The following is a 25,924-nucleotide window of genomic DNA, read 5'->3' as shown; positions in this document are numbered from 1 at the left end:
CTTGGGGACTATGGGCACGAACCGCCCCGATCGTGCACCTTGAAAGGTGACGCCCATGAAACCCATCAGTCGTCGAGCTGTCGTCCTCGGCGGACTCGCGGCGGCAGGTGCTACCGCACTGCCCGCCCGTTCCAGCATCATCACCGCCACTGCAGCGGTCCCCTACCCGTTCCAGCTAGGAGTCGCCTCCGGTGAGCCCGACGCGAGCAGCGTCGTGCTCTGGACCCGACTGGCCCCGTCCCCACTCAATGCCGACGGCCAAGGCGGCATGGCCAATACCAACGTCGCCGTGGAGTGGCAGGTCTCCACTACCGAATCCTTCAGCACCCTGGTCACCTCAGGGACCGTCACTGCGACCTACGGAGCCGCTCACTCCGTCCATGCCATCGCCAACAACCTCAACCCCGACTCGGACTACTTCTACCGCTTCCGTGCCCAGGGCCACGTCTCACCCGTCGGCCGCACCCGTACTGCGCCCGCTGCGGGCACGAACGGCCGCGACCTCGTCATGGCCTTCACCTCCTGCGCGCACTACGAGGAGGGGTACTACACGGCGTACCGGCGGATGGCTGAGGACAATCCGGGCCTCATCCTGTTCCTGGGCGACTACATCTACGAGTACCCCGCTACTGCCGGCCGGACCCGTCTCCATCTGGGTGCTACGGAGATCACGACGCTGGCCGACTACCGGCGTCGTTATGCGCAGTACAAGTCGGATCCGGATCTGCAGGCGGCCCATGCGGTGGCGCCGTGGATCGTAGTACCGGACGACCACGAGGTGGAGAACAACTACGCGGGGACGGTACGTGCCGACAGCACGCCTGCGCTGACCGCCGCGCAATGGACCGCTCGGCGTAGTGCGGCGTACCAGGCCTACTACGAGAACATGCCCTTGCGGCCGGCTCAGGCGAACAACGGCAACTCCATCCAGCTGTACCGACGGCTGCCCTGGGGCAAGCTCGCCACCTTCCACATGCTGGACACCAGGCAGTACCGCAACGACCAAGCGTGTGGTGACGGCTGGAAGATCTGTTCAGATGCGGACCTGGCCTCCCGGAGCCTGCCCGGCAACGCCCAGGAGACCTGGCTGCTCGACGGTCTCGCTCAGAAGGCCGCCACCTGGGACATCATCGGGCAGCAGGTGTTCTTCGCCAGCCGCTTCAACTCGACCGGGGCCAGCATGGACTCGTGGGACGGGTACCGCGCGTCCCGGGCCCGGATCCAGCAGGGCTGGGTCGACCGCGGCAACCGCAACCCGGTAGTGCTCACCGGCGACGTACACCGCGCCTGGGGCAACAACCTGATGGCCGACTACAACAACGCGAACTCGGCCGTGATCGGCACCGAACTCGTCACCAGTTCGGCCACCTCGACCGGCGACGGTGACGCCACCACCGCGATCCCGGATGTCGGGACCAACCCGTGGCTGAAGTTCTACAGCAACCGCCGTGGCTACATCCGTACGACGGTCACGCCCACGCAGATGCAGGCGGATTTCCGTGGAGTGGCGAAGGTTTCGGAGCACGACGCGCCCGTGTCGACGTTGAAGTCGTTCGTCATCCAAGAGGGCCGGCCCGGCCTTCAGGCAGTCTGAGGGGACCGGCTATGAAGAAGAAACTTCTCGCCCTGGCCGTCGCCGTTCCGTCGCTCCTGCTCACGATCCCTGCACAGGCAGCGATTGCGGCGCCGGTCTGGAGTACTGCGAACAGCGTGTCGACCGGAGATCAGGACACGGCTGCCATCGCGACCAACCGCAACGGGTACGTCGCTGTCGTCTGGGAGGACGATCGCGACACGACCGATGCGACCGACAACGCGCACAGCGAGATCTTCCTGCGGCTGTATCGCAACGGCACGGCGCTCTACGAGGTCAAGCTGTCCGCGGCCGGCGGCAGCGGCGTCACCAACTGGCGTCACCTGCACCCGGATGTCGGCCTGGACGACAAGGGCAATGCCGTTGTGGTCTGGGCCGACGACCCGGACGGCAACGGGTACTACAACATCCCCTACCGGGTGGTGAACACGGCCGGCACGGTGACTGCCTCGGCCAACGCCAACACGTCGGCCGACGGCCAGCAGATCAACCCGCGCGTGGCGGTCGACCCGGATGGTGCTCCGTCGACCGCTGCGGTCGCGTTCACCGTTGTGTGGGAGGACATCCAGACCGGCACTCCGGCGACGGTGAAGGCGGCTGGATTCACCGGGCCGACGACTCGCGGCTACGAGGTGACCGCCTCGACGACGAGCGGGCAGCACCACAATCCCGACGTGGCGGTGTCAGCCTCAGGCGACGCGGTCGTGGTGTGGGATGACGGGTCGACCGATACGGCGTACAACGTCGGGCTGGTCGGCCTGGCCCGTACGAATGGCGCGGTCACGCTGTCCCGGCGTACGGCGAACGCGACCACCGCCGGCGCACAGGCGCACGCGTCGGTCGCCGCCAACTTCAACGGCGACTTCGCGGTCGCCTGGGAGTCGGGTGGCGGAGTGTGGACGCGCGGCTTCACCGGAACAGGCGCTGCTCGCTTCGCCGACCTGCAAGTCGTTGCCAGTGGCAATAATCCGTCGATCGGCATCGACGACCAGGCCGGCACGGTCGTCGGCTGGACCGCGCTGGCCACGGACTCCGACGTGTGGATCCGCGGCTTCAACTCGGCCGGTACTACGGACGCGCCGCGGCTGTCGGCTCAGCAGTTGAGTCAGGTACCGGCGGGACGGCAGGAGCAGTTGGTGGTTGCCGTGTCGCCGTGGTCCGAGGTGGCGGTCGCCTATACCGACGACAACGACGGAAACACCTATGACCAGGTGATCCTCGGCCAGGGCATCTCGAACAACAACTTCTGAGAACCGCGCAGGGCCCGGGCAGTCTGCCCGGGCCCTGCGTTTTCGGCGTACTACTTCTTGGCGACCCAGATGAGGGCATCGCCGACGGCCCGCTCAGCGCCATTGGTGCCACTCGGGTGGCTGACGAGGGCGCCGTTGACGGCCATCGCGGTCGAGCCGCCGCCGTCGAGGTTGATCGCGTCGCTCAGGTCGAGTGCCTTGGCGACCGCGGCCGTCTCGTCCATCGTCGTACCGACGCTGGTGGTCTGCCGGCCGTCGAGCGCCGCCAGGGTGAGCTTGCCGTCGCTGGTGGTGCCGACGATCGAGCGCGGGTTGCGGTCGAAGAAGCTGCCGGTACCCGCGGGGACGACGACCTGGCCGTTGGCGGTGAGACGGTACCGGCCGGTGACGGCGTACAGGTCCTTGCGCAGTTTGAGGTTGGTGCCGTGCTCGTCGGCGATCGCCAGGTCGGTCTTGAGGCAGGTGTGCGAGACCATCGCGAGGAGCGCGTTCGCGTCGCTGCCGGTGGCCTGCAGCGAGGTCTGGTTCTTCGTCAGCGTCGTACCGCGGGTGGCGGCGACCCGCTCGACGCAGCCGTCCCGGTCGAGGACGACCTCGATGCCCGCGCCGGCCGGAGTGCTGGCCGCGAACTCAGGGGTGAAGAGCGTGACGTCGCCGGGGACGGTGCACGCCGTCTGGGCTGGGAGGGTGGCGCAAGCGGTCGGGATCACCGGCGGGTGGTTGACGAACTCGAGCGGTAGTGTCGCGCCGGTCTTCGGGTTCTTGACCGAGCCGGTCCAGCTGAGGTGGCCCATCACGGCCTTGTTGGTCTTCGCGTCGACGATGAAGTTGGCCTCGGCGGGGTCGGTGAGCGGTTCGCTGAGCAGCTTGCCGTCGAAGATGCCGAGCCCGACCGGGTCGCCCGGGTAGAGAGCGCTGGCGGTGAAGGTGAAGAACGATGCGTTGATGCCGGCCAGGGCGCCCGACGTACGGACCAGATCGCTGGTCTTCTCGACCTTGGCGAGGTCGGGGCCGTAGGTCGTCCGCAGCTCGCCCCTCGCCTTGCGCGGGTCGATGGTGAGCACGTTGACGATCCACGGGCCGCGGGTCGTGGTGTTGATCTGGTCGGCCGGCGCGGGGTCGGTACCGCGAACGATGCGGGTGAGCGTGACGCCCTCGGCGAGGGTGGTGACGGTGCGCGTCTCGGCGAGGTCCGCGTCACCGAGGGGGAGGACGCCGGCGGCGTACTGGATCGGGGCTGGTTGCTGTTCGGGGTTGGGCTCGGCGGCGGTGGCGGTCGGGGCGACGAGCAGGGTCGCGAGCGCGGCCAAGGTGCTGGCGGCGGCGAGACGAGACCGGACGGAAGAAGTCATGAGGGCCATCCTTCGGGGTTTTGGTGGAATCTTTCCACTCGGATGGCTTGCTGGTCAGTAACTTGCAGATGAAACGTTTCGTCTACGATCGCTGGCGTGACGACGAAGCCGGCGGGTCGCTGACCCCATGTCTGCCGTCGTCGCCGCTTTCGTCGCGCTCGTCTCGGTCGCCGTGCTCGGGTACCTGGTCGGGCTGGCCGGCGTACTGCGAGCCGAGGACGAGCTGGTGCTTTCGCGGCTGGCGTTCTTCGTCGCGACGCCCGCGTTGCTGTTCACCACGGTGGCCCGGGCCGATCTCCATGCGATCTTCTCGCCGGTGCTGCTGACGAATCTGGCTGGGCTGTTCGTCGTACAGGTGCTGTATCTGGGCGTGGCCGTGCTGTGGTGGCGGCGGAGCCGGGCGTAGGCGACGATCGGGGTGCTGGCCGCGTCGTACGTGAACGCGGGGAACCTCGGGGTGCCGGTCGCCGCCTACGTGCTGGGCGACGGGGCGTTGGTGGCGCCGATCGTGTTGTTCCAGTTGCTGGTGATGGCGCCGGTGGCGTTCGCAGTACTGGATGGGGATCGGCATGGTGCAGGGCGGCGGGTGCCGGTGCGGGTACTGCTGACGCGGCCGTTGCGGAATCCGCTGACGGTGGCGTCGCTGCTCGGGTTGCTGGTCGCGGCGGCGGGGATCGAGCTGCCGTCGTTGCTGATGCGGCCGATCGATCTCGTGGCGGCGGCTGCGGTGCCGGTCGCGTTGGTGGCGTACGGGTTGAGCCTTGGTGGCGCGAAGGACTCGATCAGCCTCGACCGGGACGCGGTACTGGCCGTCCTGCTGAAGACGCTCGTCCAACCGCTCGTCGCGTACTCCGTCGGGCGTTGGCTCCTCGACCTCGAGGGCCCTGCCTTGCTCGCCCCGGTGCTGTTGGCTGCGTTGCCGACTGCTCAGAACGTCTACGTGTATGCCGTGCAATACCGCGCCGCGCGGAGACTCGCCCGCAGCGCGGTCCTGCTCAGCACCTTGCTCTCAATCCCGGTAATGATCGCCCTAAGCGGCCTACTCGCCTGACCACCTGTTTGCTTGGACTACTTCATGGCTTTGAACGCCTCGTCAGCGAGGGGGCCGACGTCGTCGACGCTGACGCCGTCGTTGGCCGCCTGGGCGATCACGGTGAGCGTGTTGGACCCTCGGTAGCACTGCGTCGGCAGGTTGTCGGTCGACTCGACGCAGGTGGCCTGGCCGACCTTCTTCACCTGCTCCGGCGAGGCGCCCGAGTCCTTGATCGTCTTGTCGATGTCGACCTTGCCGCGCAACGCGATCACCACGAACAGCCGCCGGCCGTCAAGATTCCCGTACGCCTCGACGGTCGCCTGCTTCCCGTCGTTGATCCGGCTCAGCTGATCGCGCGTCTGCTCCAGTTTGAGCTGCTCACGGATCTGCGGATCGGTCACCCGATCCAGCCCACCCAGCTTCGCCGGCGGCACGATCCCGCGAGACGTGTTCAGCCGACTCATCGGCCCCAGCCCAGCGAAGTACCCAAACGCCGCGACCACCAGCAAAGCCAGCACAACCCCACCAACAGTCACCCAAGGATTCCGCCGCCACTTAACCTTCCTCAACGCCCCCCAAGACGCCTTCCACCAAGGCCCCTTCCCCCCACCCCCACCAGCACCGCCGGCCGCACCCGCAGCACCCGTCCCCCCAGCAGCCCCCGCCGCACCGTCCCCGGCCGCCGCACCACCAGCACCAGGCACGTGCGCACCACCAGCCATACCTGAAACCGAAGAACCGCCAACACCACCTGGTACCTGCGAACCGCCAGCCCCACCCGGCACCTGCGAACCGCCAGCCACACCGGCGGCCCCCATTGCCGCCGTACCGCCAGCAGCACCGTCCCGACCGCCAGCGCTATCAGCCGTGCCCGTCACCACCGTCGGAGCATCAGCCGCACCCGGTACCGACGCACCGCCAGCGGCACCTGCGGTACTCGCTCCCGCCATGCCGCCAGCCGCGCCTGTCCCACGGCCAGCGCCGTCAGCCGCGCCCGTCCCACCGCCAGCCGTACCCGCCACTGCCGTCGGAGCATCGGCCGTACCAGGTACCGGCATACCGCTAGCAGCACCTGCGTTACCCGCTGCCGCCGTACCGGCAGCGGCACCTGCGGTATCGGGTGCCGCCGTGCCGTCAGTCGCGCTCGTCCTCCTACCACCAGCTCTGCCAGTCGTACCCGTCACGGCCGTCGGAGCACCGGCCGTGCCCGGTACCGGCGTACCGCCAGCGGCACCTGCGTTACCGGCTGCCGCCGTACTGCCAGCCGTGCCCGACCTACGGCCAGCGCCGCCAGCCGCGCCCGTCCCACCGCCAGCGCCAGCCGTACCCGTCACTGCCGTCGGAGCATCGGCCGTACCCAATACCGGCGTACCGCCAGCAGCACCTGCCCTACCCGCTGCCGCCGTACCGGCAGCACCGGCCCTACCGCCAGCTGTACCGGTCGGTGCCGCCGTGTTGCCTGCGCTACTCGGCGCATCAGTGCCGCTCTGTGCCGGAATCGGCGCCGTGTCAGCCTCGGCGGCACCTGCGCCGAGCGGGGTGTTGCCGGTCGGGATGCTGGATTTGGCGTAGTTGCCGGAGGCGGTTCCCGCAGCGGGAACCTTCGCTCCGAGGGGGCTGTCTCCGGCGGTGCTACTGGCTGGGGTGCCTGTTTTGGCGGAGTTGCCGGAGGTGGTGTCCGCAAGGGGAGTGTCGCCGGCGGTGCCGACTGGAGTGGTGCTCGCGGCGGGAGCGCTGGCGCTCCGACTGATGGCGCCGGGTGAGCCGGCCGGGGTAGTGCTTCCGGCTGGCTTACTGGTGCCGGTGCCGGTGCCGGTGCTGGTTGTCTTCGGGCTGGGTGTGCTGGGCGGGGTGCTGGGGGTGTTTGCGGGCGGATCGGCGGGAGTGATGGCGCTCGGGCTGGTGGTTCCCGATGAGCCGGCTGAGGCGGTGCTTCCGGCTGGCTTCTTGGTGCCGGTGTTCCTGCCCGTGCCGGTACTTCTGCCTGTGCCTGTGCCCGTGCCGGTGCCCGTGCCCGTGCCGGTGCCCGTGCCCGTGCCGGTGCCCGTGCCTGTGCGGGTGCCCGTGCCGGTGCTCGGGCTGGGTGGGGTGCCGGGGGTGTTTGCGGGCGGGTCCGCAGGAGTGTTTGCCGGGCTGTTGCTCGTGGGGTTGTCGGTGGTGGGGCGGGGGGTGGCTCGGGGGCGGCGGGTTTGCTTGGGGCGGTTGTCCGGGCCGGGGGTCGTGGGGGTGCTCATGGGTGCTCCTCGGGGCGCGCGGACGGGATCGCCGGGGGTTCGGGCTGGGGTTGTCCCGATCGTTTCATATCTGGACAAGGTGGGCCCGCACGCTGGTCAGCGGACCGGTTGAACCCGCAGGGTAGTCGGTCGGGTGAAAGCAGTAGCGCCCGCCTCCGAAGAAGCGGGCGCTACCGACGGGCAAGCCGCCAGGATGCTCCGGCGAGTCAGCCCGGGTGTTGCGGGTGACTCAGGTACTGCAGGTGACTAGAGGGCTGCGATGACTGAGAGCTCGGGGGATTCGTCGGGGCTCCAGAGGATTTCGCCGGTGATTCGGCCGGCGGCTCGGAGGTCGACTTCGGCTTGGGCGGCGAGGGTGAGGCGGGCGGCGGGGCCGCTGACCTCGACCTTGGAGACCTCGGTCTTCATCGAGACCTGGGCCGTCGATTTGGCGCCGCGAATGCCCGCGAGGACCTCCGCGACCGCGTCGAGGACGGCCGGGTCGTGCTCAGCAGCAGCGACGTCGACCGAGGCGACCGGCCAGGAGCTGGTGTGGATCGAGCCTTCCTGCCACCACGACCAGACCTCTTCGGTCGCGAAAGGCAGGTACGGCGCGAGCAGCCGCAGCTGAGCCGACAAGGCGACAGCCAGCGCCGCCTTCGCCGAGGTAGCACCTTCCTCGCCGTGCCCGCCGTACGCGCGCTCCTTGACCAGCTCGACGTAGTCGTCGCAGAAGCTCCAGAAGAACCGCTCGGCGATCTCCAGCGCACCCGTGTAGTCGTACCGCTCGAAAGCGGCCGTCGCCTCGTCGATCACCTGACGCAACTGCGCCAGCATCGCCAGGTCGACCGGTTGACTCACAGCGTCCGCGTCGACCGACGTCGCCCCGAACGACAGGACGAACTTCGACGCGTTCAGCACCTTGATCGCCAGCCGCCGGCCGACCTTCATCTGCGACTCGTCGAACGGCGAGTCCATCCCCGGCCGGGCCATCGCGGCCCGCCAGCGCACCGCGTCCGAGCCGAACTTCTCCAGGATCTCCGACGGGACGACGGCGTTGCCCTTGGACTTCGACATCTTCTTGCGGTCGGGGTCGACGACGAAGCCAGAAATCATCGAGCGCGCCCACGGCAGCGTGCCGTTCTCGTAGTGCGCCCGGACGACACGGGAGAACAGCCAGGTGCGGATGATCTCGTGCGCGTGCGTGTTCAGGTCCATCGGGAAGGTCCGCTGGAACAGGTCGTCGTCGCGCTCCCAGCCGCAGACGATGTGTGGGCTCAGCGACGAGGTCGCCCAGGTGTCCATCACATCCGGATCCGCGACGAAGCCGCCCGGCTTGCCGCGCTGGGACTCGTCGTACCCACCCGGAACCTGCGAGGTCGGGTCGATCGGCAGATCTTCCTCGCGAGGCATCAGCGGGTGGGCGTAGTCCGGCTCGCCGTCGTGGCCGAGCGGGTACCAGACCGGGAACGGGACGCCGAAGTAGCGCTGGCGGGAGACCAGCCAGTCACCGTTCAGCCCCTCGACCCAGTTCTGGTAGCGGTGGTGCATGAACTCGGGAACCCAGGCCAGCTCGTCGCCGCGCTCGAGGAACTCGGCCTTCAGCTCCTCGTCCCGGCCGCCGTTGCGGATGTACCACTGGCGGGTGGAGACGATCTCGAGCGGCTTGTCGCCGTTCTCGTAGAAGTTCGCCTTGCGCTGGGTCGGCTTCGGCTCGCCGTCCAGGTCGCCGCTCTCACGCAGCTTGCCGACGACCAACTCGCGCGCGCTGAACGTCGTCTTGCCGGCCATCTCCGCATACAGCTCGGAGCCTTCGAGCCACGGCGGGGTGTCCCGCAGGATCCGGCCGTCGCGCCCGATGACGGTGCGGACCGGGAGTTGAAGCTCGCGCCACCAGATGACGTCTGTGAGGTCACCAAAGGTGCAGCACATCGCGATGCCCGCGCCCTTGTCGGGCTCGGCCGCCTCGTGGGCCAGGACCGGGATCTCGACGCCAAACAGCGGCGAGCGGACCGTAGTGCCGAACAAGTGCTTGTAGCGCTCGTCGGACGGGTGGGCGATCAGCGCGACACAGGCCGGCAGCAGCTCGGGACGGGTGGTCTCGATGTAGATCGGGCCGTCGGCGCCGTGGAAGGCGATCTTGTGGAACGCGCCCGGGTAGTCCCGCGCCTCCAGCTCGGCCTGCGCGACAGCAGTCTGGAAGGTGACGTCCCAGAGCGTCGGAGCCTCGGACAGGTACGCCTCGCCGCGCGCGAAGTTGCGCAGGAAGGCCCGCTGCGACGTCCGCCGGGAGTCGTCGGAGATCGTCGTGTACAGGTAGTTCCAGTCGACGCTCAGCCCGACCTGGCGCCACATCGCCTCGAACGCCTGCTCATCGATGTGGGTCAGCTCGCCGCACAGGTCGACAAAGTTCTGCCGCGAGATCGGGACCTGCTTCTTCGGGTCCGGCTTCGCGGGCGGCTCGAAGGAGGGGTCGTACGGCAGCGACGGGTCGCACTTGACGCCGTAGTAGTTCTGCACCCGGCGCTCGGTCGGCAGGCCGTTGTCGTCCCAGCCGATCGGGTAGAAGACCTTCTTGCCGCGCATCCGCTGGAAGCGCGCGACCAGGTCGGTGTGGGTGTAGCTGAAGATGTGCCCGACGTGCAGCGACCCCGAGACGGTCGGCGGCGGGGTGTCGATCGAGTAGACGTCGGCGCGCTCCGCAGTACGGTCGAACGCGTAGGTCTGCTGTTCCTTCCATACGGCAGCCCACTTCTCCTCGAGACCGTCGAGGGTGGGCTTGTCAGGAACACGGGACGCTTCGCTCATACGGCAATCCTAGTGGTTGTCAAGGGGTGCTCACGACGGGTTATCCACAGCCCTCCTACACTGGCCGTCTGATGAGCGCACCTTCTTATGCCGAGGTATCGGCGAAGCTTCAGGCCCGTTGGCCGGAGAACAAGATCGATCCCACGCTGGACCGGGTCCGGCGGCTCGTCGAGCTGCTCGGCGATCCGCAGAAGAGCTACCCCGTCGTCCATCTGACCGGCACCAACGGCAAGACCTCGACCGCGCGGATGGTCGACGCCCTGCTGCGCGAGGCCGGGTTGCGGACCGGGCGGTTCACCAGCCCGCACCTGGAGTCGGTGCGGGAGCGGATCACGCTGAACGGCGAGCCGATCGACGAGCAGCGGTTCGTCGAGGTGTACGCCGAGATCGAGCCGTACGTCGACGTCGTCGACTCCGAGAACGAGCACCCGTTGTCGTTCTTCGAGGTGATGACCGGGATGGCCTTCGCCGCCTTCGCCGACGCGCCCGTCGACGTCGCGGTGGTCGAGGTCGGCCTCGGCGGCACCTGGGACTCCACCAACGTCGCCGACGGCACCGTCGCGGTGATCACCCCCGTCGCCGTCGACCACGCGCACATCCTCGGCGCCGATCCGGTCACCATCGCCAAGGACAAGTCCGGGATCATCAAGTCCGGCAGCACCGCGGTGATCTCGCAGCAGAGCCTCGACGTGGCCGAGGTGCTGGTACGCCGGGCCGCCGAGGTCGGCGCCCAGGTCGCCCGTGAGGGACTCGAGTTCGGAGTCGTCAGCCGCTCGGTCGCGGTCGGCGGCCAGCTGATCTCCTTCAAAGGTCTCGGCGGCGAGTACGACGACATCTACCTCCCGCTGCACGGCGAGTACCAGGCCCACAACGCCTCCACCGCCCTCGCGGCCGTCGAGGCGCTGCTCGGGGCGAGCGGGCAGAACGAGGGCCAGCGGATGACCCGCGAGCTGGTCGAGGCAGCCTTCGCCGAGGTGACCAGCCCCGGCCGGATGGAGGTCGTCCGGACCAGCCCGACGGTCATCGTCGACGCCGCGCACAATCCGCACGGCGCCCAGGCGACCGCCGAGACAGTGTCGGAGGCGTTCGCGTTCCAGCCGCTGATCGGCGTACTGGGCTGCATGAAGGACAAGGACGTGTACGGCGTCCTGGAGGCGTACGAGCCGATCATGGAGACCGTCGTCTGCACCCGGAACTCGTTCGACCGGTCGATGCCGGCCGAGGAGCTGGGTGAGCTGGCGATCGAGATCTTCGGCGAGGACCGGGTGCTGGTCCGGCCCAAGCTGCTCGACGCGATCGACGACGCGATCCGGCTGGCCGAGGAGAACGCGCTGGCGATGGGCACCGGCGGCGTCCTGATCACCGGCTCGGTGATCACCGCGGGCGAGGCCCGGACCCTGCTGGTCCGCAAGCCGGCAGGGGAGAAGCGATGAGATCGCTGGCCGGTATCGTGCTCGGCTTCGAGTTCGTCGTCCTGGCGCTCGTGACGCCGGTGATGATCTCGGTCGCCGACGTGAAACCCAGTACCGCGCTCCCGCTGTGCCTGGGGCTGGCGGTGCTCGCGCTGGTCGCGGCCGGACTGCTGCGCAACCAGGCCGGGTACGTCCTGGGCTCGATCATCCAACTGGCCTCGGTCGGCCTCGGCTTCGTCGTACCGGTGATGTTCGTGCTCGGTCTGGCCTTCGGCGCGTTCTGGGTGATGGCGATCGTGCTCGGCCGCCGGATCGACGAGGCCAAGGCCGCCCAGGCTCAAGCGAGCTGACACCCACTAGGCTCGGCCCTGGTACGGCCCGCCTGAAACACGCATCGGAGAGAGAACAGACATGTCGCAGCGCACCCTCGTCCTGCTCAAGCCCGACACGGTACGCCGTGGCCTGGTCGGGGAGGTTCTCGGACGGTTCGAGGCGAAGGGCCTCGCCATCGTCGCGATGGACCTGCGCACGATCGACGGCGAGCAGGCCGACCAGCACTACGCCGAGCACGTCGAGCGGGACTTCTACCCGCCGCTGCGCGAGTTCGTAACCAGCGGCCCGCTGGTAGCGCTGGTGCTCGAGGGCGACGAGGCGGTCGAGGTCGTCCGCGCGCTGAACGGCGCCACCGACGGCCGCAAGGCCGCTCCGGGCACGATCCGCGGCGACCTGTCGCTGTCGAACCGGGAGAACCTCGTGCACGGCTCGGACTCGCCGGAGTCGGCCGAGCGCGAGATCAAGATCTGGTTCCCCGACCTGCCCTAGCACCCGGCCGGTGGGGCTTGCCGCGGAGGGCGGCGCGGACACCTGGTGAATGGACCGATACGATGCGTCGTGGGCAGGCGGGACGTGTCGGTCCCCGGTTGGCGTCGGGTCCGCGCCTAGCCTGAGAACCCCGGGACCCGAGCAGGTGGAGGGCGCCGAAATGGCGAACAGCATGCTCGGCCGCGATATGGCGGTCGACCTCGGTACGGCCAACACACTCGTGTACGTACGTGGACGTGGCGTCGTACTGAACGAGCCGTCGGTGGTCGCGATCCGGACCGACGAACCGCGCGAGGCGGTCGCGTTCGGCGCCGAGGCCAAGAAGATGATCGGCCGGACGCCCGGCAACATCACCGCGATTCGGCCGTTGAAGGATGGTGTGATCGCCGACTTCGACGCCGCCGAGCAGATGCTGCGGTACTTCATCCAGCGGGTCCACCGCCGCCGGTACTTCGCCAAGCCGCGGATCGTCGTCTGCGTCCCCTCGGGCATCACCGCCGTCGAGCAGCGCGCTGTCCGCGACGCCGGGTACATGGCCGGCGCCCGCAAGGTCTACATCATCGAGGAGCCGATGGCCGCCGCGCTCGGGTCGAACCTCGAGGTCCGCGACGCGACCGGCAACATGGTGGTCGACATCGGCGGCGGGACGACCGAGGTGGCGGTGATCTCGTTCGGCGGGATCGTCACCAGCCAGTCGATCCGGGTGGCCGGCGACGCGATCGACAAGGCGGTCGTGAACTACTGCAAGAAGGAGTACTCGCTGATGCTCGGCGAGGCCACCTCCGAGCAGATCAAGATGACGATCGGCTCGGCCTTCCCGACCTCGGACGGGCCGGACTCCGAGATCCGCGGCCGGGACATGGTCTCCGGGCTGCCGCGCACCGTGAAGGTGTCCTCGGCCAGCATCCGGCAGGCGATCGAGGAGCCGATCACCGCGATCGTCGACGCGGTCAAGGCCACCCTGGACAAGACGCCGCCCGAGCTGGCCGGCGACATCGTCGACCGCGGCATCGTGCTGACCGGTGGCGGCGCGCTGCTGAAGGGCATGGACGAGCGGCTGCGGCACGAGACGGGGATCCCGATCCACGTCGCCGAGAACCCGCTGGACGCCGTCGTGCTCGGCGCCGGCAAGTGTGTCGACAACATCGAGACGCTGAACCGCATCCTCGTCACCGACCGCCGCTGACCGATGCTGAAAGATCTTGGTACGCCGGCGCGCGGGCTGGTCCGTTCGGCCGGGTTGCCCCGGGAGATCCGCCGTCGCCGGACCATCCTGGTGCTCGTCATCCTGGCCTCCTTCACGCTGATCGTGCTGGACGCGCGACGCTCGGCGGGCTCTCCCGTCGAGCCGCTGCGGCACGCGGCGGCTGCTGTCTTCGGCCCGCTGGAGTCGACCGCGACGAACGCGCGGCAGCCTGTGGACAACCTTCGGGACCGGTTCGCCGAAGTGGATACATTGAAGGCAGAGAACGAAAAACTCCAAGCAGAGAACGAGAAACTCACCAGCGAGCTGCGCACGACCGACTATGCGCGCAACCGGGCCGGCGAGCTGGACCGGCTGCTGAAGGTGGCGCCGACCTACACGGTGACACCGGCCCGGGTGATCGGCCTGGGCAGCGCGCAGAGCTTCAACCACACAGTGACCATCGATGCCGGAACGGCGGACGGGGTGCGACCGGACATGACAGTACTGAATGGCGACGGGCTGGTGGGCCGCGTCGTGCGGACCACCCAGGCCACCGCCACGGTGCTGCTGATCGGCGACCGCAACTCGACCGTCGGCGGCCGGCTGAACTCGACGATGGCGCTCGGGTTCGTCTCCGGCCGGGGAGAGATCGGCTCGTCGGCCGCGCTCGACTACAAGCTGGTGGACCTGAAGGCCCGGCCGAAGGTGGGCGACCGGATCGTCACCTGGGGCTCGAGCGGCAACGCGCCGTACGTCCCGGGGGTGCCGATCGGCGAGGTCACCTCGGTGACCTCGGTCCAGGGGGCGCTCGGCTCGACCGCGCTGCTGAAGCCGTTCGCCGACCCGACCCGGATCGACCTGGTCGGCGTCGTCACCGGTCCGCCCGCGCGGGCTCCCCGTGGCACCGTCCCGGCAGGCGGCACCCGGTGACCGCCCGCAGGTGCGGTCGGCCTACGCCGGGGGAGGGCTGCTGAGATGCCGGCTGTTCGGATCGGGCTGGCGGCGGTGTTCCTGCTGATCGCCGTTACGGTGCAGATCTCCCTGTTGCCACACATCGCCGTCGCCGGGGTCACCTGCGACCTGGTGATGATCGTGGTCATCGCGCTCGCGCTCTCCCGCGGCGCCGAGTGGGGTGCGATCGCCGGCTTCCTCGGCGGGCTGCTGCTCGACGTCGCGCCCCCGGCCGACCACACCGCCGGCCGCTGGGCCCTCGCCCTCGCGCTCTCCGGGTACGTCGCGGGCCTGATCCGGCGCGAGACCTCGGCTGCGCCGGTCGGTCCGGTGGCCGTCGCGCTGACCGTCGTACTGGGCGCCGCCCTCTCTCTCACGGTGTACTCCGCGACGGGGTCGTTGCTGCATGATCCGGCGGTCGACTGGGGTGAGTTCGGCGTCCGGCTCGGTATCGCCGCCGGGTACGACGTGGTGGCGGCGATCCTGGTCATCCCGCTGGTGATGTGGGTGATGGGCCGCGTCGTGCCGGCGCGGGAGCGGCGGCGGGTGCTGCCATGAGCTTCGACAGCTTCAACCCGGCGCCGCTGAAGCCGCGGTTGCGCCTGTTCGTGATCCAGGTGCTCGTCTTCTCGCTGATGTTCACCTTGCTCGCCCGGCTCTGGTACATGCAGGTGATGTCGTCCGACGACTACTCACAGGCCGCCACCCAGAACCACACGCGTGAGGTGCTCGTCCCGGCGCCGCGCGGCACGATCGTCGACGCGGCCGGCCGGACCTTGGTCGGCAACCGGGTATCCCTGGTGATCACCGTCGACCGCTCGGTGCTCGCGAAGCTGCCCGATGGCCAGCAGCAGGTGGTGCTTGCCAGGCTGGCGAAGGTGCTCGGCCAGAAGCCAAAGGACCTGACCGCCCGGACGATGCTCTGCGGAGAGCCCGGTGCTTCCAAGCCGCCGGCCTGCTGGAACGGCACGCCGTACCAGCCGATTCCGGTCGCCAAGGACGTCAGCGAGCAGGTCGCGATCGAGGTGATGGAGCGCCGCGAGGACTTCCCGGGCGTGGCCGCGGAGTCCCAGACGCTGCGCGCGTATCCCGCGCCCTTCAAGGTGAATGCAGCCCACATACTCGGCTACCTGTCGCCGATCACCACCAATGAGCTGGACGAGCTGGACAAGGCCGGGCAGGACTCCGTGCCGCACCGCTCGGACCTGGTCGGCCGGGCCGGTGTCGAGCGCACCTACGACCAGTTGCTGCGCGGGACGCCAGGCGTGAAGAACGTCATCGTCGACGCGGTCGGGTACACGACGGGCCTGAAGAGCCAGACCGCGCCGGTGCCGGGCTCGACCCTGATGACGAGCATCGACGCGCGGGTCCAGGCGTCGGTGGAGGCCCAGCTGCGCGGCGCGATCATGACGGCCCGCAAGCAGTACGACAAGATCACCCGTCGCAACTACGTCGCCGACTCCGGCGCGGCGGTGGTGATGGACACCAAGACCGGCCAGATCGTCGCGATGGCGAGCTATCCGAGCTACGACCCGGGCGTCTGGGTCGGCGGCATCTCGCAACGCGAGCTCGACGCGCTCTACTCCACCAAGGCCGGCACCCCGCTGGTGTCGCGGGCGATCCAGGGCCAGCTCGCGCCCGGTTCGACCTTCAAGCCGATCACCACCGCGGCCTCGTTCGCCAACGGGTACGGGCCGAAGACCCGGCTGGACTGCTCGTCGTACTTCGAGGTCGGCGACCGCCGGTTCAAGAACTACGAGTCCGCCTCCTACGGGATGATCGGCTTCGACCAGGCGCTCGCCATCTCCTGTGACACCTTCTTCTACAGGATCGCCTACGCGCTGTGGCTCAAGGAGGGTGGCAACTCCGGCGACATCACCGCCGCCGACCCGATGGTGCAGATGGCGAAGAGCTTCGGCCTCGGCAGGCCGACCGGGATCGACCTGCCCGGCGAGGTGTCCGGCCGGATCGCCGACCGGAAGTGGAAGAAGGAGTACTACGACGCGCAGAAGGACTACTACTGCAAGCTCGCCGCAAATCCACCGGCCGGCACGTCGGCGTTCCTGAAGCAGTTCTCCCGCGAGTTCTGTGAAGACGGCTACCGCTACCGCGCCGGTGACGCGGTCAACTTCGCCATCGGCCAGGGTGACACCACGGTCACTCCGTTGCAGCTGGCAACGGCGTACTCGGCGCTCTCGAACGGTGGCAAGCTCTGGGAGCCGCGGGTGGCGAAGGCGGTGATCGGCCCGAACGGCAAGGTCCGGCCGGTGCCGCCGAAGCTCGCGGGCAGGCTGCCGGTGCCGGCCTCGACGCTGCGCTACATCGACCGGTCGCTCAAGGAGACCGCCAAGACCGGTACGGCGGCCTGGAAGTTCAACGGGTTCCCGCTCGACCAGATCCCGGTCCGGGTCAAGACCGGAACGGCCGAGGTCTACGGCAAGCAGACCACGTCCTGGATGGCGAGCTACACCGATCGCTACGCCGTCGTGATGATGATCAGCCAGGCCGGTACCGGCTCGGGCGCCTCCGGCACGGCGGTCCGGCACATCTACGAGACCCTCTACAACGTCAAGCCACCGGTCGCCCCCACCGAGAAGAAGGCCGACCGATGAGTTTGCTTGCACCGATTCGGCAGTCGAGGCCGCGGGCCGATCGGCGCTCGACGCTCTGGCAGGTCGACTGGGTGCTGGTGATCGGGGTGCTCGCGCTGTCGGCGATCGGTTCGCTGCTGATCTGGTCGGCGACGTACAACCGCACCGCCCTCACCGACGGCAACCAGCACGCGTTCCTGCTCCGGCACGCGCTCAACTTCGCCATCGGTCTCGTCCTCGCGGTGCTCGCCGCCGTCAGCGATCACCGCCGTCTCCGCATCCTCGCCCCGGTCCTGTACGCCGCTTCGGTGGTCGGGCTGATCCTCGTCCTGGTGCCCGGCGTCGGAGCCGTCATCAACGGGTCGCGTTCGTGGATCCAGGTGCCCGGGATGTCGATCCAGCCGAGCGAGTTCGCGAAGCTCGCGGTGATCGTCGGAATGGCGCTGCTGATCGCGGAGAAGGGTGAGACCAACCACCGCGAGGCCCGCACGATCGACATCGCCCAGGCGATCGCGGTGGCCGCGATCCCGGTGCTGCTGGTGATGCTGCAACCCGACCTCGGCACGGTGATGGTGCTCGGCTCGATCGTCTTCGGCATCGTCGCGGTCTCCGGGGTGCCGAAGCGGTGGATGCTCGGCATCGTCACCGCGGCGACGGTGATCGCGGTGCTCGCGATCCAGTTCAACGTGCTGAAGAAGTACCAGCTGGCCCGGTTCACCGCGTTCGCGGATCCGGAGTCGGATCCGCAAGGCATCGGGTACAACGTGAACCAGGCGCGGATCGCGATCGGCAACGGTGGCGTCTTCGGCCAGGGACTGTTCCACGGTTCGCAGACGCAGAACGCGTTCGTACCCGAGCAGCACACCGACTTCGTCTTCACCGTCGCGGGGGAGGAGCTCGGCCTGATCGGCGCGGGCGCGATCATCTGCCTCTTCGTGCTGATCCTGTGGCGCGGACTGCGGATCGCGGTCAACGCCCGGGACGCGTTCGGCCGGCTGATCGCCACCGGCGTGGTGTGCTGGTTCGCCTTCCAGGCCTTCGAAAACATCGGGATGACGCTGGGAATCATGCCGGTCACCGGTCTGCCGCTGCCCTTTGTGTCCTACGGCGGTTCCTCGATGCTCGCCGGCCTGCTCGCGGTCGGCCTGCTGCAGAACATCCACCTGCGTTCGCACCAGGTCTGAGTCAGGTACGCTTCAGCTTCCTTGCGCCCTCGACGGTTCTGGATGGGTCATGAAGCTCGCGTCGTCGTTCCCGCTCGTCGTTGCCGCCGCTCTCTCGTTGTCGCTCGCCGCCTGCGGTGAGGACAAGGCCAGTGGGTCGTCCGGCCCGTCGTCGACACCGTCGGTGACCGCCACTCCCACGCAGAGTACGCCGAGCGATCCGCCGACCGAGACCGGTCCGGTCAAACGCTCGAAAGCCGAACTCACCAAGGCACTTCTCGAGCTGACCGAGCTGCCGAGCGGCTTCTCCGAGGAGAAGGACGACCCGGCCGACGCGAGCAGTACGCCGTTCTCCGCACCGACCAGCAAGTGCAAGCCGCTGGTCAAGTTGCTGAACGCCGACGAGGCGCCGGACTCCAAGCGGAGCGTGCACCGCTCCTTCTCCGGCAGCCAGGAAGGCCCGTACATCGACTTCTCGCTCGACTCGATGAGCACCTCGAAGGCGGTCCGCGAACTGCAGACGTCGTACCAGGAAGCCGTCGCGTCCTGCAAGAAGGTGACGATGCGGATGGAAGGCGCCGGCTCCACCCAGATGGAGGTCGTCGAGATCCCCGCTCCGCAGTTCGGCGACGAGCCCTTCGCCTTCAAGCTGACCGGCGTCAGCGGCCCGAAGGAAGGCCTCGAGTTCGACGCCGCCATCACCGGCATCGGCGACGTCATCCTGGCGGTCGGCGTCCTGGCCGGCCAACCGGGCGAACTGGACGGCGCCACCGAAGCAGCCGTCGAGAAAGCCCGCACCACCCTCACCAAGACCGGCAGCTAGTCAGCCCAGGGTCGCTCTACGGTCGGGGCAGGGGTCCTCGTCGGAGTCCCGGGCCTACAAGGTTGGCTGGATTTCGCCGACTGGCTGGCCGCCGCCGAGTACGGGTAGGGCGAGCAGGGCAGCGGCGGGGGAGATGTCGACCCCGCACTTGGCCAGCAGTGTCAGGGCTAGGGCTGTGGTTGCTCGGGGGTTGCCGTCGATGACTTTGACGGCCACCGCGTGGCCGTCGGGGGTGGCCATGGCGATGACGCCTTCGGCGCCGCCCTTGGCGATGACGCCGGGGAGTAGGCGCATCACCTCGGTGTTCTGGTGGCCGTTGCCGCCGACGAACTCCGGGTACTGGCGCATGGCAGCCGCCACGCGTCCTTCCGGAGTACCAGGCGGGGCGGTTGCCAGGCGGCCGAAGGCGAGAGCCAGGCCGGAAAGCGGCATACCGAGTAGAGGAGTGCCGCAGCCGTCAACTGTGAGGACTCCGGTGGAGGACTGCGTCAGGCGCTCGATTTCGGCGGTGATCGTGCGTTGGACGGGCGACTGCGGATCGAGGTAGGCGGCCGGATCGTTGCCCCGAGCGACGGTTGCCAGCAGCATCGCCGCGTGTTTGCCGGAGCAGTTCATCCGGACCGGCGACGGTTCGATGCCTTCGGCAATCAATCGGAAGCGGGTCGGTTCGTCCTCGGGCCGGTCCGGCGGACAGCGCAGGGCGTTGCGATCAAGGCCGGCCGACGCGAGCAGCCGGTCCACCACCGCGACGTGGCGGTCCTCGCCGGTATGGCTCCCGGCCCCGATCGCGGCCTCCTCGCCGACCAGGTCAGCGCCGGCCACGATGCAGCCCACTGCTTGCAACGGCTTCGCAGTCGAGCGCGGCAGTACGACGGCGTCGACGTCCCCAGCCGCGTACAGAGCCTTCCCGTCCGGATCCAGCGCCACCGCCAGCCCGAAGTGCCGGCTCTCCACGAACCCGCTCCGCACCACCTCAGCCAGCTCGACCACATTTCCCAGCCCCGGAACACCCTTGATCATGGCCCGACGCTAGCAACGTTCGTACTGTGGACTTCATGCGACTCAATTACGAGACGACCGGTCCTGATGACGCGCCTGTGCTGCTGCTCGGCTCGTCGCTCGGTACTACGCACGCGATGTGGGCGCCGCAGCTCGACGTACTGTCCCAGCGGTTCCGGGTGATCGCGTTCGATCATCGCGGGCACGGGGACTCCGAGGCGCCCGACGGGCCGTACACGATCGAGGACCTCGGCGGCGACGTCGTCGAGCTGCTCAACGAGCTGCTGATCGAGCGGGCGTCGTACGTCGGCATCTCGCTCGGCGGCGCGGTCGGGCTGTGGCTTGCCGAGAACGCCCCCGACAGGTTCCACCGTTTCGCGTTGCTGTGCCCACCCGCGTACCCGTCCGCGGGCGCCCAGATGTGGACCGACCGAGCCGCCCAGGTCCGCGCCGAAGGCACCAAAGCGATCACGGAGGCCACGCTCAGCCGCTGGTTCCTGCCCGAGTACGCCGAATCGCACCCCGCTGAGGTCGACACCATCCGCCAGCAACTCCTCACCACCTCCCCCGAGGGCTACGCCTCCTGCTGCGAAGCCCTCGGCGCCATGGACCTCCGCCCAGCCCTCGCCGACATCACCGCCCCCGTCCTCCTCGTCACCGCCGAGTCAGACGCCTCCATCCCACCCGAAACAGTCATCCCACTCGCCACCCAGATCCCCGGCGCCCACCTGGAAATCCTCGAATCCGCCGCCCATCTGGTCACCTACTCCCACCCCACCCAGATCAACAACCTCCTCCTGACCCACCTCACCTGACCACTGTCCGTAACCACCCCGCAGCCACTAACCTGCCTGCGGGGAGGGGTACATGGCTGATCAGCTGCAGATGGCGGTGGACGTCGACGGGAATCGCGTCGAGGTGTTCGTCGGTGATCTCTTCGAGAGTGGAGCCCGGATCCTGGTCGTGCCCTGCAACACCAGGGGCCACATGGCACCAGATTTCGCGGAACGCCTGGAAGCACGTGGGATCCCACAACCGACGGGGGCCTTCGAGCCAGGTCAGGTGGTCGAGGTTTCCGCACCGGACAGTCGCCAGACGATCCTGCTCGCGGCGGTGGTCACGGACACCGGTTCGGCAGCCCAGTTGGTGAGGGATGCGGTGCGCCGCGTGGGCGAGATCGCTGCCGGCATCGCCGGCGATACGGCTTTCCCGTTGCTCGGGAGCGGTGCCGGCGCGCTCAGCCCGGAGGAGTCGCTGCGCTCGATCGCGGGCGGGTACGGCTTCTCCCGGCCGAGCATGGTGCCGCGCGTCTACGTCCTCGATCGGTCGATCTTCGAGCGTCTCCGCAAGCTGAGCCTCAGCAGCACCCTCGACCCGGAGCCGCCCAGCAGTAGCAGCACGGCCGATCCAGCCGTACCGGACGAAGCCTCAGCGACCATCCCGCCGGTGACCACATCCGGCCGTGAGGAGCGCCGGGAGGAGTCGGTTCCTACCCATACGGATGGGCCGGCCGCTGTGGATGAGCTTGGGCGGCAGGGGTTTGCGAAGGTGTTGGCCAAGCGGATTCGGGAGGCTCGGAGGGAGGAGACCGAGAACAGCAAGCGGGTGAAGGATTCGCTGGCGCCGCGGGGTGGGGCGTTCATCGTTCATCTGCATGCGCCGTGGGGCGCGGGCAAGACGTCCGTGCTCCGCTTCCTCGGCGATGAGCTGCGCAACCCCGCCACGGACGCCGAGAAGCGGTGCGTCGTGGTCGAGTTCAACGCCTGGCGGCATCAGCGGATCGAGCCGCCGTGGTGGTGGTTGATGACCGCCCTGTACGCCGGTGCCGTCCGCGAACTCTGGAAGTCCGACAAGCCACGGGCCGCGTGGCTCTGGCTCCGGGAGCGACTCTGGCGCTCGAAGGGTGGCTGGCCCGGCTACCTCGCGCTGCTGGTCGTCGCCGGAGCCGTCACCTGGGCCTGGCAGGCCGGCTGGTTCGGTGCCGGCGGCAACGAGGAGTTGTTCTCGCCCGACACGGTCAAGGACTACGTGGTCACCGCGGCCGCCATCATCACCCCGGCGCTCACCGTCTGGGGCCTCCTGCATGCGATGGGCCGCTGGGTCTTCACCACCTCCGCGAGGGGCGCCAGACGGTTCATGGCGAACACGAGCGACCCGATGCGGACCGTGCAGGAACACCTGGCCGACCTCACCAGATGGATCCACCACGACGTCGTGGTGATGATCGACGACCTCGACCGTTGCAAAGGTCCGTACGTCGTGGAGTTGCTCGAGGGCATCCAGACGCTGTTCCGCGACGTCCCGGTGACGTACGTGATCGCCGCCGACCGGGACTGGCTCGCGGACAGCTACGCCAACGAGTACGACGAGTTCGTCAGCGCCGGGGGAGGGCCCGGCCGGCCGGTCGGCTACCTCTTCCTGGAGAAGACGTTCCAGATCTCGACCGGTCTGCCCCAGGCGGGCAAGCGGCTGAACGACTTCTGGGGCCGGATCCTCCGGTCGGCGAGCGTGCCCGACGAGCAGGCGCTGGAGAAGGCGCGAGCCGACGCCGGCCGCGACCTCGCCGGGAAACTCAGCGACGAGGTGCGCGCGGAAGTACTGGCAAATCCCGGCCGGACACCAGCCGACCAGCAGGCGCGGCTGGAGACGCTCGCGATCGAAATGGTCGGCGAACGCGCCCAGCAACGCAACAAGCACACCCTGGAACCGTTCCAGCAGCTACTGGGCCGCGACCCGAACCCACGCGCCATGAAGCGCCTGGTCAACGCCTATGGCATCGCCCGGGGCATCGAGACGCTCCAAGAGGTGAACCTGGCCGACAACCACCTCCAAGAGCAGCAAACCGCCCTCTGGACCATTCTCACCCTGCGCTGGCCCAAGCTCGCCGGCCACTTCGCCCGCTACCCCGAACACCTCCAGTACGTCGGTACCGCCGACCCGCCAACCACCCTCCCCACCGACCTTCGCCCGCTGTTGGCCGACCCCGAACTCCACGACGTCGTCCATGGAAAAGGCGTCGAAGCAGCCCTCACCCCCGAGTTTCTGACCGAAACTCCGCTCCGCTGACCGGCCGGGTGAGCCTGCCGGTTGCTGTCTCATAGCAGAGGTTTGGTGAGGGATGCGGGGCGGGGAGCGGGTCGGCGCTAGGCTGGTAGGCGCTCTGACCGCTGATCTGGAAGTTCTGTGATGACTGTTGAGTCCTTGTTCCCCCGCCTGGAAGCGTTGCTGCCGACCGTGCAGAAGCCGATCCAGTACGTGGGCGGTGAGCTGAACTCGGTCAGCAAGGACTGGGAGTCGGCGAGCGTGCGCTGGGCGCTGATGTACCCGGACGCCTACGAGGTCGGCCTGCCCAATCAGGGTGTGCAGATCCTGTACGAGGTGCTGAACGAGCGCGAGCACACGCTCGCGGAGCGGACGTACTCGGTCTGGCCGGACATGGAGCAGGTGATGCGGGACAACGGCATCCCGCAGTTCACGCTCGACAGCCACCGGCCGGTGCGGGCCTTCGACGTGTTCGGGATCTCGTTCTCCACCGAGCTCGGGTACACCAACATGCTGACCGCCCTCGACCTGGCCGGGATCCCGCTGTACGCCGTGGACCGCACCGACGAGGACCCGATCGTGCTGGCCGGTGGGCACGCGGCGTTCAACCCGGAGCCGATCGGCGACTTCATCGACGCGGCGGTGCTCGGCGACGGCGAGGAGATCGTGCTCGCCATCTCCGACGTGATCCGGGAGTGGAAGGACGAGGGCAGCCCAGGCGGTCGCGACGAGGTGCTGCACCGGCTCGCCTCCACCGGCGGCGTCTACATCCCCAAGTTCTTCACCGTCGACTACCTCGACGACGGCCGGATCAAGCGGATCGCCCCGAACCGCCCCGGCGTCCCGTACCGGACCGCCAAGCACACCGTGATGGACCTGGACGCCTGGCCGTACCCGAAGAAGCCGCTGGTACCGCTGGCCGAGACCGTCCATGAGCGGTTCTCGGTCGAGATCTTCCGTGGCTGCACCCGGGGCTGCCGGTTCTGCCAGGCCGGGATGATCACCCGCCCGGTCCGCGAGCGCAGCATCACCACGATCGGCGACATGGTCGAGAACGGCCTGAAGCAGACCGGTTTCGAGGAGGTCGGGCTGCTCAGCCTGTCCTCGGCCGACCACACCGAGATCGCCGAGGTCGCGAAGGGCCTGGGCGACCGGTACGAGGGCAGCAACGTCTCGCTGTCGTTGCCCTCGACAAGGGTCGACGCGTTCAACATCACGCTGGCCAACGAGTTCTCCCGCAACGGCCGGCGCAGCGGTCTGACCTTCGCCCCCGAGGGCGGTTCGGAACGGCTGCGCAAGGTGATCAACAAGATGGTCACCGAGGACGACCTGATCCGGACCGTCGCGGCGGCGTACAGCCACGGCTGGCGGCAGGTGAAGCTGTACTTCATGTGCGGCCTGCCGACCGAGACCGACGAGGACGTGCTGGCGATCGCCGACCTGGCCAAGCGGGTGATCGCGACCGGCCGGCAGGTGTCCGGCCGCAACGACATCCGCTGCACGGTGTCGATCGGCGGGTTCGTGCCGAAGCCGCACACCCCGTTCCAGTGGGCCGCGCAGCTCGGCGTCGAGGAGACCGACGCCCGGCTGGCCAAGCTGAACGCGGCGATCCGCGCTGACAAGAAGTACGCGAAGGCGATCGGCTTCCGGTACCACGACGGCAAGCCGGGCATCATCGAAGGCCTGCTCTCGCGCGGCGACCGCCGGGTCGGCCGGATCATCGAGCAGGTCTGGCGCGACGGCGGCCGGTTCGACGGCTGGAGCGAGCACTTCTCGTACGAGCGCTGGATCGCCGCCACTGAGAAGGCGCTGGCCGACGAGCCGGTCGACCTGGCCTGGTACACGACGCGTGAACGCGAGTACGCCGAGGTGCTGCCGTGGGACCACCTGGACTCCGGGCTGGACCGCGACTGGCTGTGGGAGGACTGGCAGGACGCGCTCGAGGAGGACGGCGCGATCGAGGTCGAGGACTGCCGCTGGACGCCGTGCTTCGACTGCGGCGTCTGCCCGCAGATGAACACCGAGATCCAGATCGGCCCGACCGGCAAGAAGCTGCTGCCCCTGTCTGTGGTGTGACGCTGTCCGTGGTGTGACGCTGTCCGTTGTGTGCGCTGTCCGTGGTCTGACGGTTACGCGGGGTCGCGGCGCTTGAGATGGCGCCGGGCCGCGAAGTGACCGTTGTCCGCGGCCATCCGGTACCACGGATCGCTGGCATCGATTCCATCGCGCCGGTCGATGAGCCGGGCAAGTTCCCACATCGAGTCGATGTCGCCGTGGTCGATCGCGACCAGCAGCAACCGCTCGGCCCGGGCGTCGTCACCAGTGCTCAGGGCATCCATCGCCAAGGCCCGGATCGCGCGTGGGTTGCCCGCCTCGGCGGCCAGCCGGGCGGCTTCCGGCGTACGGAATCCCTGGCGGCGCGGCAAGAACCACAACCACAGCGCGGAGAGCGCGCCGACGATCCAGATCCCCAGGCCGACGTACAGCATCGGCTTGTTGTCGGTGACGACCGCGGCCAAGGTGAATCCGGCCGCGGCGGCGAACAGAAACAGCGTCATCGCAGGTCCCTTCCCCAGCCCCGCGCCGCCCCCCAGCGGTCCTACTTCTGCCCAAGGTAACCGACCCACGGGTCCAGCACCTCAGCTCCCGCGCGCCGCGGCCCCTCAAACGACGGGTTCAAACGAC

Annotated in this window: 22 protein-coding genes; 16 read left to right on the top strand and 6 right to left on the bottom strand. The window is 68.7% G+C overall.

Annotated elements, in window-relative coordinates; genetic code table 11:
* Window positions 1–55 precede the first annotated feature (55 nt).
* Together ACIA12_RS14690 and ACIA12_RS14685 are read left to right on the top strand one after the other, a co-directional pair.
* Window positions 56–1,594, top strand: a complete 1,539-nt coding sequence (locus tag ACIA12_RS14690; protein ID WP_396367479.1) for an alkaline phosphatase D family protein — start codon at window positions 56–58, stop codon at window positions 1,592–1,594.
* An 11-nt stretch (window positions 1,595–1,605) separates the two neighbouring features.
* Window positions 1,606–2,844, top strand: a complete 1,239-nt coding sequence (locus tag ACIA12_RS14685) for a hypothetical protein (protein WP_396367478.1) — start codon at window positions 1,606–1,608, stop codon at window positions 2,842–2,844.
* Window positions 2,845–2,894: 50 nt separating this feature from the next.
* Here ACIA12_RS14685 and ACIA12_RS14680 read toward each other — a convergent pair whose 3' ends face one another.
* Entirely contained in the window at window positions 2,895–4,196 is a 1,302-nt protein-coding gene (locus ACIA12_RS14680; RefSeq protein WP_396367477.1) for a phosphodiester glycosidase family protein, read from the bottom strand.
* Window positions 4,197–4,323: 127 nt separating this feature from the next.
* On the opposite strand from ACIA12_RS14680, the gene ACIA12_RS14675 reads away from it, so the two are divergent.
* Window positions 4,324–4,602, top strand: a complete 279-nt coding sequence (locus ACIA12_RS14675; RefSeq protein WP_396367476.1) for an AEC family transporter — start codon at window positions 4,324–4,326, stop codon at window positions 4,600–4,602.
* A 12-nt stretch (window positions 4,603–4,614) separates the two neighbouring features.
* Window positions 4,615–5,247, top strand: a complete 633-nt coding sequence (locus tag ACIA12_RS14670; protein ID WP_396367475.1) for an AEC family transporter — start codon at window positions 4,615–4,617, stop codon at window positions 5,245–5,247.
* A 17-nt stretch (window positions 5,248–5,264) separates the two neighbouring features.
* On the opposite strand, the gene ACIA12_RS14665 is transcribed toward ACIA12_RS14670, so the two are convergent.
* The 3 genes from ACIA12_RS14665 to valS form a co-directional block, all read right to left on the bottom strand.
* Window positions 5,265–5,765 (bottom strand): hypothetical protein, encoded by a 501-nt coding sequence (locus ACIA12_RS14665; RefSeq protein WP_396367474.1) that lies wholly within the window; start codon window positions 5,763–5,765, stop codon window positions 5,265–5,267.
* A 338-nt stretch (window positions 5,766–6,103) separates the two neighbouring features.
* Window positions 6,104–6,337: a hypothetical protein gene (locus tag ACIA12_RS14660; protein ID WP_396367473.1), complete on the bottom strand. Its 234-nt coding sequence runs from the start codon at window positions 6,335–6,337 to the stop codon at window positions 6,104–6,106.
* Window positions 6,338–7,709: 1,372 nt separating this feature from the next.
* A complete protein-coding gene (valS, locus tag ACIA12_RS14655) occupies window positions 7,710–10,250 on the bottom strand; it encodes a valine--tRNA ligase (RefSeq protein ID WP_396367472.1) in 2,541 nt (846 codons plus the stop codon).
* 71 nt (window positions 10,251–10,321) lie between these two features.
* Between valS and ACIA12_RS14650 the strand changes: the two genes are divergently transcribed.
* The 9 genes from ACIA12_RS14650 to ACIA12_RS14610 all read left to right on the top strand — a co-directional run bounded on the left by ACIA12_RS14650 (window position 10,322) and on the right by ACIA12_RS14610 (window position 19,198).
* Window positions 10,322–11,683 (top strand): bifunctional folylpolyglutamate synthase/dihydrofolate synthase, encoded by a 1,362-nt coding sequence (locus ACIA12_RS14650; protein WP_396367471.1) that lies wholly within the window; start codon window positions 10,322–10,324, stop codon window positions 11,681–11,683.
* Complete coding sequence (locus ACIA12_RS14645; protein ID WP_396367470.1) at window positions 11,680–12,012, top strand: DUF4233 domain-containing protein; 333 nt, start codon at window positions 11,680–11,682, stop codon at window positions 12,010–12,012. Before ACIA12_RS14650 ends, ACIA12_RS14645 begins: the two co-directional genes overlap by 4 nt.
* Before the next feature lie 61 nt (window positions 12,013–12,073).
* A complete protein-coding gene (gene ndk / locus ACIA12_RS14640; RefSeq protein ID WP_396367469.1) occupies window positions 12,074–12,484 on the top strand; it encodes a nucleoside-diphosphate kinase in 411 nt (136 codons plus the stop codon).
* Between the two features lie 160 nt (window positions 12,485–12,644).
* A complete protein-coding gene (locus ACIA12_RS14635; protein ID WP_164603246.1) occupies window positions 12,645–13,670 on the top strand; it encodes a rod shape-determining protein in 1,026 nt (341 codons plus the stop codon).
* A gap of 3 nt (window positions 13,671–13,673) precedes the next feature.
* The gene (gene mreC / locus ACIA12_RS14630; RefSeq protein WP_396367468.1) at window positions 13,674–14,600 is read left to right on the top strand and encodes a rod shape-determining protein MreC; all 927 of its coding nucleotides are present in this window, start codon (window positions 13,674–13,676) and stop codon (window positions 14,598–14,600) included.
* 45 nt (window positions 14,601–14,645) lie between these two features.
* Entirely contained in the window at window positions 14,646–15,179 is a 534-nt protein-coding gene (gene mreD, locus ACIA12_RS14625) for a rod shape-determining protein MreD (RefSeq protein WP_396367467.1), read from the top strand.
* On the top strand, window positions 15,176–17,233 hold the full coding sequence (gene mrdA / locus ACIA12_RS14620; protein ID WP_396367466.1) for a penicillin-binding protein 2: 2,058 nt from the start codon (window positions 15,176–15,178) through the stop codon (window positions 17,231–17,233). Before mreD ends, mrdA begins: the two co-directional genes overlap by 4 nt.
* Window positions 17,230–18,396 (top strand): rod shape-determining protein RodA, encoded by a 1,167-nt coding sequence (gene rodA / locus ACIA12_RS14615; RefSeq protein ID WP_396367465.1) that lies wholly within the window; start codon window positions 17,230–17,232, stop codon window positions 18,394–18,396. The genes mrdA and rodA overlap by 4 nt, the downstream gene beginning before the upstream one ends.
* Window positions 18,397–18,445: 49 nt before the next feature.
* Complete coding sequence (locus tag ACIA12_RS14610) at window positions 18,446–19,198, top strand: hypothetical protein (protein WP_396367464.1); 753 nt, start codon at window positions 18,446–18,448, stop codon at window positions 19,196–19,198.
* A gap of 54 nt (window positions 19,199–19,252) precedes the next feature.
* Here the strand turns inward: ACIA12_RS14610 and ACIA12_RS14605 are convergent, their stop codons facing one another.
* The gene (locus tag ACIA12_RS14605; RefSeq protein WP_396367463.1) at window positions 19,253–20,218 is read right to left on the bottom strand and encodes an asparaginase; all 966 of its coding nucleotides are present in this window, start codon (window positions 20,216–20,218) and stop codon (window positions 19,253–19,255) included.
* 35 nt (window positions 20,219–20,253) lie between these two features.
* Between ACIA12_RS14605 and pcaD the strand changes: the two genes are divergently transcribed.
* From pcaD to ACIA12_RS14590, 3 genes are all read left to right on the top strand, one after another.
* The gene (pcaD, locus tag ACIA12_RS14600; RefSeq protein ID WP_396367462.1) at window positions 20,254–21,012 is read left to right on the top strand and encodes a 3-oxoadipate enol-lactonase; all 759 of its coding nucleotides are present in this window, start codon (window positions 20,254–20,256) and stop codon (window positions 21,010–21,012) included.
* 52 nt (window positions 21,013–21,064) lie between these two features.
* Window positions 21,065–23,263, top strand: a complete 2,199-nt coding sequence (locus tag ACIA12_RS14595; RefSeq protein WP_396367461.1) for a P-loop NTPase fold protein — start codon at window positions 21,065–21,067, stop codon at window positions 23,261–23,263.
* 120 nt (window positions 23,264–23,383) lie between these two features.
* Window positions 23,384–25,315 carry a TIGR03960 family B12-binding radical SAM protein gene (locus tag ACIA12_RS14590; protein ID WP_396367460.1) on the top strand — a complete coding sequence of 644 codons (1,932 nt, stop codon included), beginning with the start codon at window positions 23,384–23,386 and terminating at the stop codon, window positions 25,313–25,315.
* Window positions 25,316–25,368: 53 nt separating this feature from the next.
* On the opposite strand, the gene ACIA12_RS14585 is transcribed toward ACIA12_RS14590, so the two are convergent.
* On the bottom strand, window positions 25,369–25,797 hold the full coding sequence (locus ACIA12_RS14585) for a hypothetical protein (protein WP_396367459.1): 429 nt from the start codon (window positions 25,795–25,797) through the stop codon (window positions 25,369–25,371).
* Between the last annotated feature and the right edge of the window lie 127 nt (window positions 25,798–25,924).

It is taken from the genome of Kribbella sp. NPDC051620, assembly GCF_044453825.1.
Taxonomy (GTDB): domain Bacteria; phylum Actinomycetota; class Actinomycetes; order Propionibacteriales; family Kribbellaceae; genus Kribbella.
Note: the sequence above shows the minus strand (reverse complement) of the source record. Positions and strands in the feature narration are given on the sequence as shown.